Here is a 12,194-nt window from a genome sequence, read left to right as displayed (position 1 = left end):
GGCCAGCTGTCACACCTTCCGCCACTCTTTTGCCACTCACCTACTGGAGAGGGGCCAGGACATACGCACGATCCAGGAGCTGCTGGGTCACAAGGACGTCAGTACCACCATGATTTATACCCACGTCTTAAATCGAGGGCCACACGGTGTACGTAGCCCCGCAGACGCTCTGTAACCTTCTGAACAGTTGGTTCACGGACCCGTGAACCACGGCTATCTTGGACGAAAGTTCTGAAAGACCTTATGCAGGGTAAAAAGTCTCAGAGAATTAACGACTCGAGTCGTCTTTGGTTATCGGAAAGGCACGGCGTGCACGCCTCGGTTCACGGAACCGTCCAATAAAGAGTTAGAATGACTTGATGCGAATACCTTATGAATTCATCTGTTGACGTCGCGATACAATTCGCGATCCCGTTCGACCACAATATATTTGTTGAGCAAGAAGTCCTTGGATTGAGGATTGATATTGAGGTTTCCGGAGTTCCGGCAAAGCTTGAGTTTCCTAGCGAGCAAGCTGGTCAGAGTGCGCTCGCTGCTCCAGCATCAATAGTCCGCAGTGTTGAAAAGCACTTGCCGGATGAAATATGGGGAGTTAAAAGAGATATTGAATACATCGAGCTTACTTCCGCACTGATTTCGGTACCAGCGCAGACTCGTCTCGACTTCGATTTGAACGCTGACCAAGTCAGTGGGTATCAGATGCTTGTCGAAAATGTCTCTGACTGGTGGGAATCGTTTTGCCGGTGGCTATGGAGCATAACAGCTCAATCACTGAATCCCGTAGATCCAGATCCGAAGGTAATTCATCGCCGCAGCAAAAGTGTTGTCACGATGGTTGGATGTGGTGAGAATAGTTCGATCCCAACGGTAGCATCGCCAATAATCACAATAAGCGTTTCCGGCACTGGTGTCAGCGCCGAAAGACTAATTAATGCGAGAGTGCTTCAAAAGGCTATCAATAGTATCGGATCCGAGGTGCCTTTATACCTTGAGCTTTTCGCCTCGGCGCGAATGGCAGCTAGGCGAGGAGATCCCAGAAGATCAATCATCGATGCAGGCTCAGCATGTGAAACTGTCCTGTCTTCGCTCTTAACGCTCCCGGCAGGTCACAAGTTTACTCTGGGCGGACTTGTGTCTCAAGCAATCAATCAAGGACATATATTGCACTCAGATATAAAGTCGGCACTCGTTGATCTACGAAACGACGCCGTGCATCGCGGCAGCGTTCCCCATAATGCAGACGTGAATCGAGTTCTTGAGATTTCTGAAGAACTGATCACGATGTGGGACTCGCAACATATTAAGTCAAGCTCTTTGAAACCTTTCAATCGCCCGCAGCGACACGATCTGGTATTGATCCGTGCATAAGGTTACTTGGCGTTCTAACAGTGCCATTCACCTGAGCCGCCTCCAGTCAATCTATTCTGATCAATGAGCTGGCTGCGGCCAGGTGATGGCCAGCGTTAGACTTGTGCAAGAAGTGTTTCAGAAAGTGCCTAGCGTCGTCTACGTGTTGACTAACCCTGCGATGCCAGGCATTTGCAAGATCGGCAAAACGAGGCAGGAGGATGTAGGCACTCGGCTTAGCCAGCTCTACACTACTGGCGTTCCAGTTCCATTCAGCTTGGAGTATGCTTGTCAGGTTGACGACTGTGATGCCGTAGAAGACGCGCTCCACACTGCATTTGGCCCTTCCAGGGTCAATCCCAAGCGAGAATTCTTTCGAATCGAGCCTGAACAAGCAATTGTAATTCTGAAGCTGCTGAATACAGCAGTTGATGCCACTGCAGAAGCCTCCTCTGAGCCAACTGGCATCGACGAACAGTCCTTGCAGGCCGCAAAGACGCTCAGATCACGCCGTCCAAATCTGAACTTTGAGGAGATGGGAATACCCAACGGGGCAACCCTCATCTGCACGCGAAATGATTCAGTAGTTACGGTTGTGAATCCCAAAAAAGTCGACTACGAAGGCGAGCAGATGGGACTTTCAGTTGCGACTGCAAGAGCAATGGGCACCGATTATAATCTTAACCCTGGAACGTACTGGACTTATGAGGGCAGAACAATAAGCGATATCTACAATGAAACCTATAGCGACGGCGATTGATTCCTTCATTTCCATCCGTCTAACACCGCCATTCACCCGAGCCGCCTCCACGAGGCTATTTTCTTCGGCGAGCACACCTTGCGGCCAGGTGATGGCCAGCGTTAGGTTTTGCCGCTGGTCTCGGTCAATCGAGATATCGCGCTTAATCAAGTTCAATTCGGAGGAAATCTATGAAAGCTATTGTATACACAGTATACGGGCCGCCGGATGTGCTTCATCTTCAAGATGTAGAAAAACCCACGCCAAAAGACAGTGAAGTCCTGATCAGGGTCTACGCGGCAACCGTCACAGCAGGGGATGTGAATGTTCGCGGGTTTACCTTTGTCCCTCCCGGCTTCGGGCCTCTACCACGATTAATGTTTGGTCTACGCAAACCTAAAAAAACAATCTTGGGGACTGAACTGGCCGGAGAAATTGAAGCCGTCGGCAAGGACGTGACGTTGTTTAAGAAAGGCGACAAGGTTTTTGGGATAGGCTCAGAAATATTCGGTGCTTATGCCGAGTACACCTGTCGACCGCAAGCAGGGGCGCTGGCCATAAAACCGGCCAATCTGACCTACGAGGAAGCCGCCGCCGTTCCTTTTGGAGCAGTTACCGCATTGTATTTCTTGAGGGATATGGCCAAACTTCAGCGAGGACAAAAAGCCCTGATCAATGGCGCTTCTGGAGGGGTCGGTACGTATGCGATCCAGCTTGCCAAATACTATGGGGCGGAAATTACCGGGGTATGCAGCACCGCGAATTTGGCATTAGTAAAATCTCTGGGAGCCGATAAAGTCATTGATTACACCAAAGAAGATTTCACCCAAAGCGGTGAGACATACGACATCATTTTGGACACGGTCGTAGGCAAGACTTCGTTTTCACGTTGTAAAGGCTCACTCAAGCCAAAGGGACTTTATCTTGCAGTGGCCGGCGGGCTGCAAGAGATGGGCCAAATGCTATGGACTTCCATCACAGGCGGCCAGAAAGTAATATTTGGTTCGCCCCCCGAGCGCAAAGAAGAGTTAATTTTCCTCAAAGAGCTGATTGAAGCGGGGAAGATAGAATCGGTCATTGATCGGCGCTATCCGCTGGAACAGACGGCCGAGGCGCACCGGTATGTCGACAAAGGACACAAAAAGGGAAATGTAGTCATCACTGTGGAACACAGTGGCATAACCTAACAACGGGTTCAGGCGCGTTGCTCCGCTGCGCGCCGCAACGCGCCTGAACCCGACCGTTAGTACAGCAAGTGATTTCCCTCAAATCTGGCCTGTAGCAGCTCAAGCCGATTCATCAGCTTTTGGAGCTTCTGCTCCTTCCTCTTTTTGACACTAGGTGATCCATCAAAGTGGCTCATCTCATTGCCCAAGAGATAGTCAACAAAGTCTTTGGGCTCGCAAGGCTTGGCTCCCATCCACTTGTGGAAGTTTCGATGAATACTGCTGCTGATGGCGATTAGGTTTTCTTCATAGGCTGCCAGGTCGGGACGTGAGCTGGCATCGAACAGATGATGCGCCTCGAGTTCAACTGAATACTGTTCGGATTCAGATGGTTTGTAACCGGAGATGGCACAGCCAGATCCATCTTTGCGTAGTGCCCTCTGACGAACCTTGTCCTTCGCTGCCTTAACCCTGGCTTCATGGCTTTCAAGCAACTTTCGCTGGACCTCAAAACATTCCTCTGCAACATCGGCAACAGCTTTTACCCAAGCCTTACGCGCCTTGGTGATCCTGCCTTTATCCCTCATTGTCTTCGCCAAACGCACGATGCCGCGCTGGCTCCAATGTCGTTGGTCTTTGCCCTCAAAGCTATCAAAATGAACACCGATTTCTAATCCCTCAGCACCTTCTAGACCAGAACTTTCTTCTTGAATTCTTGTAATGGTGCCAGCCATCCCTTTGCCGTTGGTGCCCAGCACCCTCACAACAGAGCGCTGTTCAAGAAAAACCAGATCACCTCGGATCTGGATGGAGCTTCGATCTTGGGTGACTTGAATGATGCGCCGTTTGACGAGTGTGCGCGTCACCCGCGCACGATGCTGGGTGAAGAACTCATAAATCTTGGCCAACATGCTTCCACCTTCTTTCTCCTCCAGATACTTGGCGATAGCCATCACGCCTTCTTCGTAAAAGCGACGGCTGCGAGCTTGGCCAGGTTCGTATTCAAAGAACTCCCCTTCAATGAGCTCCCATTCATCATCAGCATGGGCATCAAAGAACTGGCAAATACCACTGAGCTTCTTCGCGCTGATGCCAAGGATTCTTGCTGTTTCCTGAAAGGAGAAGGCATCACGTGATCGGTTGGATGTCGTCGTCATCAGCTTGTTTACAGAAAGGCAAGAAGGGAGTCACGCATTTTCTGGAGCCGCTCCATCACTCGCGGATCGCCGCCAACATCGGGATGGTGTTCCTTGGCAAGCCTGCGGAAGGCATCTTTGATGTCATCGGCACTGGCTGTTGAAGGATCGAGTGAGAACACATGCCACGGCCTGAAATTTTCTAAGACATCGATGCCGTTAATGGATGTTTTGCCAGTTTTGGCGCGCTCGCTATGGGGAACTCCAACCCACTCCCGATAGAGCTTTAGCCAATCTGCCTTTGTTTTCAGATCAAATGTTCGGCCCGCCATCGCGAGGTTGAACTCACTTGATTTGCGCAGCTCAGTAGCGTTCTTGCTACCAAACACCTTGCACACTGAGGCTTTTAGCTCTGTCAGCGTGAGAACAGGTTCAGGGAACGGCTTTCCGTTGATGAATTCTGCGAATGCCAACAGGCTGTCGGCATCCGGAGCCCCAGCCGAGAGGATCTCTTCGATCCTTGCTAAGACCGCTGGCCGATCGAGTTTCTTGCGCGCTGGCGTCTTGGTGGCCACGGCTCAGTTGTGCTGTTTGCCCTTAATACCCCCCCGAACGCCTCCGCGGAGGGATTTGTCATCACCTGTTCGCTTGGGAATCAGATGCCAGTGCGCATGAAACACCTTCTGCCCCATGCTGACGCGGGATAGGCATCGGCGATGAAGAGCGCCAGCTCGTTCTCCAGCAGCACTCGTAGCGGTGCCCAGAACGCCGGCGACCCCAGCGCTGTCGACCTGGCTGATCCGCTGCCCGGCTCGGCTTGCGCACCACGCCGTGCCGCCGAAAGGAGCCACAAATCGCTCACCGGCCTCATCCTCGACAGCGCCTGCCTCGCTGCCGAGCAAACACTCCTTGATCAGCGCCTGTTCAAGGTCTTTCGATCCCAAGCCCAGGCTCTGATGGATCTGCTGGAGCGTCCTGAACAGGTCAATCAAGTTCTGCAAGATCTGTTCACTCGCCAGGTGCAGGGCATGGGACGTTTCCCGCTGCCTGTGGTCATCCTTGCCAGGCTTGTCGTTTAGCGCGATCCGGCGGACGTTGCTGATCGCCGAGCAGGCTGGCTTCTACACACGGTTCGGATTCATCCCATCGCCACTGCGCCAGCAGCAACTGCTTCTGCTGCTCAAAGATGCAAGGAAGACCCTTATTGCGGCGTCTCAGCCGGTGCATCAAGGGCATGACCTTCACCGTACAAGCCATGGCTAAAGTGGTTGTGGCGCAACAGTTGGGGCACAGCGCAAGTGGCGTTGGCCCGTCAGGAGAGGTCATGGCCGCTTCTGAACAGCTACCAATGGCTCAGCGGTTAGCCGGCATGACTGCTGCTATCCGCGCGCTGATCCCAGACGCAGAGGTGCGCCTGTTCGGCTCAAGAGCTCGAGGAGAGGCTCGTGCTGATTCAGATGTAGACCTGCTGATCACTGCTCCAGATGACTGGCTTGCAGGGCAAGACCGCTTCGCCTTGCTTGCCGAACTCTGGGGAGCAGTAGCCCAACCTGACCTGTCGGTCGATCTGGTGCTCCACTCCAATGGAGAAGCCGCACGTCGCGTGCGGGAGCCTGGATCCCTAGTACATGAGGCCATCCGCCAGGGTGTGCTCAGTGATTACTCCTGAAGCCGTGTGGGGTGTGGACATAACCGAGCTCCTGCCGCTACGTGCATTCAGCACCTTCTCGGTGCAGTGCCGCTACGACGATGAGACCGACGAACTGGGCTTGGATCGCACAGCATGATGCGCCCAAGCAGAGGCACTGATTGAGCAGGTGGAAGCTCAGTTCGGGTGATTCGTTGCTCTGCTGTTCCGTGGCAATCAGCATTGAGGCCGGTGTCGCCGGCTATCGGGCAGTCCCTAACCCTCAGCCGCTTTGCCCTGGGGGCCCGCGATGCCCTGGTGCTGGAGCGCCTGCCGCTTCTTCCTTTTGTTTGAGCGCGAGGATCTGATCCAGGTAGCGAGAGAAGCCCTGCAGCATCAACTGCGCGACCGGGTGCGGCTGGTGCGCATCCCGCGCCGGCTGCATGAGCAGGGTCAGTGCCCCCTGGGTCACATCAGCCCGCAAGTATCCGAATGCAGACCGTGAATGGGCGTGGCAGTGGGTGTTCCCCCAGCAGAAGCGATGGTGCGACAAAGAATCTGGTGATCAGGGGCGACACCACATCGATCCGAGCCTGGTACAGAAGGCTGTGAAAAGGGCAGTACTTGAAGCCGGTGTGACCAAAGCGGCCAGCTGTCACACCTTCCGCCACTCTTTTGCCACTCACCTACTGGAGAGGGGCCAGGACATACGCACGATCCAGGAGCTGCTCGGTCACAAGGACGTCAGTACCACCATGATCTATACCCACGTCTTAAATCGAGGGCCACACGGTGTACGTAGCCCCGCAGACGCTCTGTAACCTTCTGAACAGTTGGTTCACGGACCCGTGAACCACGGCTATCTTGGGCGAAAGTTCTGAAAGACCTTATGCAGGGTAAAAAGTCTCAGAGAATTAACGACTCGAGTCGTTTTTGGTTATCAGAAGGGCACGGCGTGCACGCCTCGGTTCACGGAACCGTCCAATAAAGAGTTGGGCGCTATCCCTAGAAAACTTCTAAAGTACCGCTACTCTCCGCTTCTACATTGCTTTTAATCCTTTGACCAAGGCCCTGCATGACATCTCCGGCTCATCAAGGCGGGAACACAAATGAAGTTAAGAAGTATCTTTCGTGAAGCCAACAGGGAAGTTGAGAGTCTATTATATTTTGAGGATATTGCCAATTCAGGCCTTAGATACGCCTCTAAGGCCTCGAATACCCTTGATCTGCTCAAAAGAGCCAGTGAGGCTCTCGAACGTGATCAGCACCCATTAGTCAATAACCCATTAGAGTTTGAAGAGCGTCGCAAAAAAGCTCAAAAACTCGAAGCTTGGGCACTGCAGCAAGTTGCGCCTGGTTTTCCATATCTATATGAACTCCTCTTGATTAGGCTATGGTGCATACTTGAGAATCTTGTCGAACAGATTGCCGTAAGCCGCCTCCGGAACATATCCGCGCTTGATCAGCATGAATCGCTGGCAAAACTGAGAATTCCCATATTCGACTTCATGTCTTTAGACCAAGAAGAAAGAGCTTCTTTCGTCTATGAAGAGCTTTGCAAGTCAATTGCCACGAAGGAAAGACGTGGTGCTGGAAAGTTCGAGGCAGTCCTCGCGGCTGTTGGGCTGGGGGGTTCCCTAGATGATTCAGCTCAAGAATACTGCTTGAAGTTTCTGTCGTAAGAAACCTAATTATCCACAAAGGAGGAAAGACTGATCGCCGTAGTGAAAGTGCTTGTCCGTGGTTGTCAGCTAAGTTTGGAACAATCATTAGTCTTGACTCAAGACATTTTTACAGTTACGCGCTGGCGGTCCGTTGGTACATTCAAGAAATGGATCGGCGTGCTGGGGTACTAATCCCCGAGCATCCATCCATAAATTATCCCGGGTCGCAAGATGAGTTAATTGAAATTATTTCAAGCCTATGCGTTGACAAGTTAAACGCAGATTGACAAGCAAGGGCCCCCAACATCAAGATGCAGAAGACGGGAGCATAGGTTTGCTTCTTGACTGAGGTCTTGGCCCGCTTCTGATCTTGAGCGTTCGAAGGTCCTGGCCGACAACTCTGGTCTTACCAAGGGAATACCAGTAAGAGGTTGTTGCCCTACCGAGCTTCAATTGCCATTATAACCAGGATTGTACTGTTGGTTTTGATTCATGACACAGAACATAGACACAACCTCAAGCGGATATGCGGCATCCATGAAGCCGCATAATAAATTTCTGAGTCACCTTGGCAATTTTCTACAATGGGCCGGTGTTTTCTACATCATAAAAGCACATGGATGGATGGCGGCTCTGCCCTATATGGTGCTCATGTTTGTATTTTCGTATTTTCTTGGCGTTCCTCCCCTTATCAATATCTTGAGGTGCTCCGAGGCTTATAGAGCTCGCAGGGGGCACATGGTCATGTCATTGGCAAGTCAGGCCATTTGGGTGCTGGTTTTGTATTGGTTGTTATCCTTGGCCAAGATTGCCGATATCTTTGTGTTTCTCGTTGGCTTGGGTGCTATTAGAGCTTTTTCAATGCCCAGGGATCAGCTGATGCAGGAGCGACTCGAGATGAATAAAACACAGGAAGCCCGACAGTCAAACCAGGTACTTTATTTTCGGTCAGTGCCAGATACGCGAATTGGTGCTCCGAATTGGAACCAACCCTGGACACCACCTGACAGATTCCCGCGAGCACGCTTCTATAGAAAGCTGAAGGAGGCTCATACGCGTCTGAATGACCTTGAGGCTGCTTTCCTCATTGAGGAGACCATATATTTCTTTGATGACATGCCGATCAAGGAGCCGAAACGCTCTGAGCTTCTTTTACAGAAGGTGGAACAGGAAATCGATCTCTACTGCAGCTGGAGCACAGAACAACTTACTGATTGGGCTCGCGACCCTGTTGGAACAGGTATGAGCCGTTCTACTGGAAGGAATCCATCAGAAAATGATCGCTGGCTTCTTCAGAGAATAGTTGAAGAGCAACAGCAAGAGCAATCATGATGCCTTGTCTCTTCTCGAATTGTCTCTGATGCTTTATTAAACAAAGATAGCCTGACTATTCTTACCCTCAACATGGCTGGCAAGCCCTTTGGGCACTTCGAACAAGCCCCTCGAGTGGACAGGCCACCTCAAATTTTCAGCTTCGCCGCCACATGCTCTCTGCCTGCCACTCAGGGGCAGCGTTATGCAGAATCTACTCTTTGACCAGAAGAAAGCATGAAATTCCCTCAGGCGACGATTCTGGGCAAAGATATCTATGTAATTGACTTTCACATTGAGGCTACGGTCGAACAAGTCGCATGCGACTTAAGAGCGTATGAGACAAACTCACTCCTCCGAGCGATTGCTGACCTTGGCAATCAGATATACAAGGCCAATAGCGACTTTTTAGCTTATCGTAAAATACTCGTCAACGACAGCTTTCTATTATTTGCGGCCCTCTTTGTTCTTAATCACAGCTCCTCCACAAATGGCATAGATGCTGGCAAAAGTGATCTGCAAGTACTTTTTCGCAAGCTTTGGTACCTTTATGAAGAAGGTACTACTGAGGAGCTGACGCCGGACGAGATCTGTCTTCGAATCGCTTACAGACAATTTCCATTTCAAGGTGCTTTACTTAATGGGTTTGCCCGAGCCATTTATATTTATAAGAATATTTGGTCAAATCGCGAGCAGATGGTAGGCAAAGATATTTTTCAGGAAACCCTGGGTCTCACATTCGATCAACTATTCTTCCATGTGTTTCTGTGCTTATCATTGGACAATACCTACTTTTGCAGGTTGTCGCCAGATGCTCTAGCCAAAGTAAGTGAAACTTATGATGTATCCGTTTCGACAGATTCTGAAGAAGCATTTTTAAGATGGGCTTCAAGAGACCGTGCTGGAATCCTCGCCTACGCCGGCTCTCTTGACAATGCTCTTGAGAAATTTCCGATTATCAACATTGGGGTGGTGCCAAATGGACCAAAGGAAGAGTTATTTCTCATAATCAACAAGAACTGCCTATACCTCAAGATTTCTCACTATCTCTACTACGACTTCATAGAGAAGTACTCGGGCGGAAATGGAACTAATGTATTCAAGGAGGCCTACGGGTACGCATTTCAGGATTATGTAGGCCGGCTTTTAAATGCGCATTTAAGATCGTGGAAAGTTATCTCAGAAGTGCGTTATAAAAAGGGTAGAAATTCTGTTGACTCTGTGGACTGGATTGTATGGCGGCATGACAACCTCATTCTCATCGAGGTTAAGCAGTCGTCTATTTTCCTGCGAACCAAGAAGACAGGCTCGATTGACAGCTACAAACAAGATTGCAGGAAGACTCTTTCCAAAGCATTTGACCAGCTCCAAAGAACCAAGGCAGATATTGAAGCGGGGCTCTTCAGTGAGTTGATGTTTGCGAAGGATGTCAAGAGTGTAGAAATGGTTTGCGTTGTTGCAGATCCCTTGTATTTTGGAAATATGCTGTTGCCGAAACTTGGAGAAGAGCATCCATCTATGCATGTAATTAATATCTCAGACTTTGAAGACTTATTGGACATACAGGGAAATGATCAAAACTTGCACTGCTTACTCCTCAAGAAAGGAAAGCGCAGCAAGCTTCGAGCAATGGACTTCAGAGAATACAATATCAAGCTCCTGAAAGGTGTGTCAAGACGTTCTTCTCAGTTCCTTCGCAATGTGTTTGAAGAGTATTTCTCTGAGCTTAAGCATAGTGATCATGCATAACATCCAGATACAGAAGACGGGAGCAGAGGGTGGGCTTTACAGTCCTGATCTCCTGCCCGCTTCTGATCTGGAGCGTTAGGCATCGTATGCATCCTCAGACGCTCTCAGCACTCATTCTTCTGAATGACTTGCGCCACGCCGCAATGGAGGCACTCGAACAAAAGCATAAACTTCCTTCGTTGTTGCTGCTCTACTCGTTTATAGACATCTGCGCTTCGTTATCGGAAGAAGCTCCGGCAAAGTCAAACCGAGAACGGTTCGAGACGTTTCTACGAACGAATACCCCATTTAACTGGAAGAGCTTCACACCATATGAATTATGGGCAGCGAGAAGCTCTCTCCTGCATAGCTACTCACCACTTGGTGATCACACCAAAAAGCCAGCGGGAGCCCGTCCTATCTTCTACTTCGCATGGCCAGAGACACGCGAACAAGTTGATAAGCTCCTTAAGGAGCGAGGCTATAGGAACTATTACTTAATGGATATGAACACCATCAAGTATGTCGCAGTCAGCGGATTCAACGCAATGTGGCACAGAGTCGATACCGAGCCTCAATTTGAAGAGATTTTTCGGGAGAATGCAGTACATGTTCTTAAAGACATGCAATACATGCGGCTCGAAGACGAGCTGACACTGCTCGCCGAACTCAGAAGTCTCAATGCAAGCACCGGCGATGCCTAACCCTTCCATCGAGAGGGCTTGTCCCGGCAAGCCGGCCCAAGCCTCTCATGTCAAACGTTAGGAAGAGCTGGATATGTGTCAGGTGGAATTGTGCAGATGTCTCAGTCAGTGCACAGAGGGGTTTCAGGCTTTCCCATGGTGCTGCCGAATCCTTATAAGTGCGACCTCGCTAGCCAGCGTCCACATGACAATCCATTGACCTGGGAGCTACAACGGGCTGTTCTACCCCTCGATGTCATTGAGGCACATAAGGGTCAGATAAGCAGCAGATGGCTGCCCAGAATGGCATTAGGCTTGAAAAGTTAACCAATTAATCGCGCCATTAAGGGCTGGTCTTTTGCATCTTGATCTCGTGCTTTAGACGGGGCAAAAGCTGTCAAATGAGAATATCTACGGTCCGCCGCATTGTTGAAGCTTCCACTTCATCCGCTTTGACACGCCCTGGCGGGTAAATGGTATTTCTCAACCTGGTTTCTCCCTGTCCCTGAGCATTCGATCCAATCTTTAATCCCTTTCCAAGGAACAAACTCATGAACTCTGGATTCACAGCACCCAGCGAAGCTGAAACCACTGGCCGCTTTATTGTCACTTTCCGCGAAGAAGCTTCTACTGAGGCTATCGCTACCTTAGAAAATCTTGCAGGCGTCCGTTCGGCCGATCTGCTACGAAGCGGTGATTTTGCTGAGTCCGGAATTGACATGGACCAGGTTCCTGCCGAAGGAGGAGCCGTTCTGGGCAATCTCGGCATGGCCGTAGTCAACGTTCCGCCCGA

Annotated in this window: 17 protein-coding genes; 14 read left to right on the top strand and 3 right to left on the bottom strand. The window is 50.6% G+C overall.

The annotated features are described in order from the left end of the window. From KBY85_RS14340 to KBY85_RS14325, 4 genes are all read left to right on the top strand, one after another. The coding region (locus KBY85_RS14340; protein WP_254962142.1) for a tyrosine-type recombinase/integrase at positions 1-175 on the top strand (175 nt) is incomplete at its 5' end. Positions 176-372: 197 nt separating this feature from the next. Then, complete coding sequence (locus tag KBY85_RS14335; protein WP_254962141.1) at positions 373-1,368, top strand: hypothetical protein; 996 nt, start codon at positions 373-375, stop codon at positions 1,366-1,368. Between the two features lie 85 nt (positions 1,369-1,453). Further along, complete coding sequence (locus KBY85_RS14330) at positions 1,454-2,107, top strand: GIY-YIG nuclease family protein (protein ID WP_254962140.1); 654 nt, start codon at positions 1,454-1,456, stop codon at positions 2,105-2,107. A 170-nt stretch (positions 2,108-2,277) separates the two neighbouring features. Continuing rightward, positions 2,278-3,273, top strand: a complete 996-nt coding sequence (locus KBY85_RS14325) for an NAD(P)-dependent alcohol dehydrogenase (RefSeq protein WP_254962138.1) — start codon at positions 2,278-2,280, stop codon at positions 3,271-3,273. A gap of 56 nt (positions 3,274-3,329) precedes the next feature. On the opposite strand, the gene KBY85_RS14320 is transcribed toward KBY85_RS14325, so the two are convergent. Further along, positions 3,330-4,409 (bottom strand): hypothetical protein, encoded by a 1,080-nt coding sequence (locus KBY85_RS14320; protein ID WP_254962136.1) that lies wholly within the window; start codon positions 4,407-4,409, stop codon positions 3,330-3,332. Positions 4,410-4,417: 8 nt separating this feature from the next. Continuing rightward, positions 4,418-4,963 carry a J domain-containing protein gene (locus tag KBY85_RS15995; protein WP_254962135.1) on the bottom strand — a complete coding sequence of 182 codons (546 nt, stop codon included), beginning with the start codon at positions 4,961-4,963 and terminating at the stop codon, positions 4,418-4,420. 141 nt (positions 4,964-5,104) lie between these two features. On the opposite strand from KBY85_RS15995, the gene KBY85_RS14310 reads away from it, so the two are divergent. Further along, positions 5,105-5,467: a DUF1778 domain-containing protein gene (locus KBY85_RS14310; RefSeq protein ID WP_254962134.1), complete on the top strand. Its 363-nt coding sequence runs from the start codon at positions 5,105-5,107 to the stop codon at positions 5,465-5,467. Here the strand turns inward: KBY85_RS14310 and KBY85_RS14305 are convergent. Continuing rightward, the gene (locus KBY85_RS14305; protein WP_254962133.1) at positions 5,442-5,624 is read right to left on the bottom strand and encodes a hypothetical protein; all 183 of its coding nucleotides are present in this window, start codon (positions 5,622-5,624) and stop codon (positions 5,442-5,444) included. The two genes, KBY85_RS14310 and KBY85_RS14305, sit on opposite strands and share 26 nt — an antisense overlap. Before the next feature lie 19 nt (positions 5,625-5,643). Between KBY85_RS14305 and KBY85_RS14300 the strand changes: the two genes are divergently transcribed. From KBY85_RS14300 to KBY85_RS14260, 9 genes are all read left to right on the top strand, one after another. Continuing rightward, positions 5,644-6,057 (top strand): nucleotidyltransferase domain-containing protein, encoded by a 414-nt coding sequence (locus tag KBY85_RS14300; protein ID WP_254962132.1) that lies wholly within the window; start codon positions 5,644-5,646, stop codon positions 6,055-6,057. Beyond that, a complete protein-coding gene (locus tag KBY85_RS14295; RefSeq protein WP_254962131.1) occupies positions 6,044-6,175 on the top strand; it encodes a hypothetical protein in 132 nt (43 codons plus the stop codon). The genes KBY85_RS14300 and KBY85_RS14295 overlap by 14 nt, the downstream gene beginning before the upstream one ends. A 132-nt stretch (positions 6,176-6,307) precedes the next feature. Further along, the gene (locus KBY85_RS14290) at positions 6,308-6,520 is read left to right on the top strand and encodes a hypothetical protein (protein WP_254962143.1); all 213 of its coding nucleotides are present in this window, start codon (positions 6,308-6,310) and stop codon (positions 6,518-6,520) included. Then, a complete protein-coding gene (locus KBY85_RS14285; protein ID WP_396121885.1) occupies positions 6,459-6,836 on the top strand; it encodes a tyrosine-type recombinase/integrase in 378 nt (125 codons plus the stop codon). Before KBY85_RS14290 ends, KBY85_RS14285 begins: the two co-directional genes overlap by 62 nt. Positions 6,837-7,124: 288 nt before the next feature. Then, the gene (locus tag KBY85_RS14280; protein WP_254962130.1) at positions 7,125-7,697 is read left to right on the top strand and encodes a hypothetical protein; all 573 of its coding nucleotides are present in this window, start codon (positions 7,125-7,127) and stop codon (positions 7,695-7,697) included. A gap of 519 nt (positions 7,698-8,216) precedes the next feature. Then, positions 8,217-9,011, top strand: a complete 795-nt coding sequence (locus tag KBY85_RS14275; RefSeq protein ID WP_254962129.1) for a hypothetical protein — start codon at positions 8,217-8,219, stop codon at positions 9,009-9,011. Positions 9,012-9,227: 216 nt separating this feature from the next. Further along, a complete protein-coding gene (locus tag KBY85_RS14270; RefSeq protein WP_254962128.1) occupies positions 9,228-10,739 on the top strand; it encodes a hypothetical protein in 1,512 nt (503 codons plus the stop codon). 29 nt (positions 10,740-10,768) lie between these two features. Beyond that, a complete protein-coding gene (locus KBY85_RS14265; RefSeq protein WP_254962127.1) occupies positions 10,769-11,422 on the top strand; it encodes a hypothetical protein in 654 nt (217 codons plus the stop codon). A gap of 530 nt (positions 11,423-11,952) precedes the next feature. Then, a partial coding sequence (locus KBY85_RS14260; RefSeq protein WP_254962126.1) for a hypothetical protein occupies positions 11,953-12,194 on the top strand: 242 nt, incomplete at its 3' end.

The organism is Cyanobium sp. BA5m-10 (assembly GCF_024346255.1).
In the GTDB taxonomy this organism is placed as follows: domain Bacteria; phylum Cyanobacteriota; class Cyanobacteriia; order PCC-6307; family Cyanobiaceae; genus Cyanobium_A; species Cyanobium_A usitatum.
This window is presented reverse-complemented; position numbering and strand designations above follow the sequence as displayed.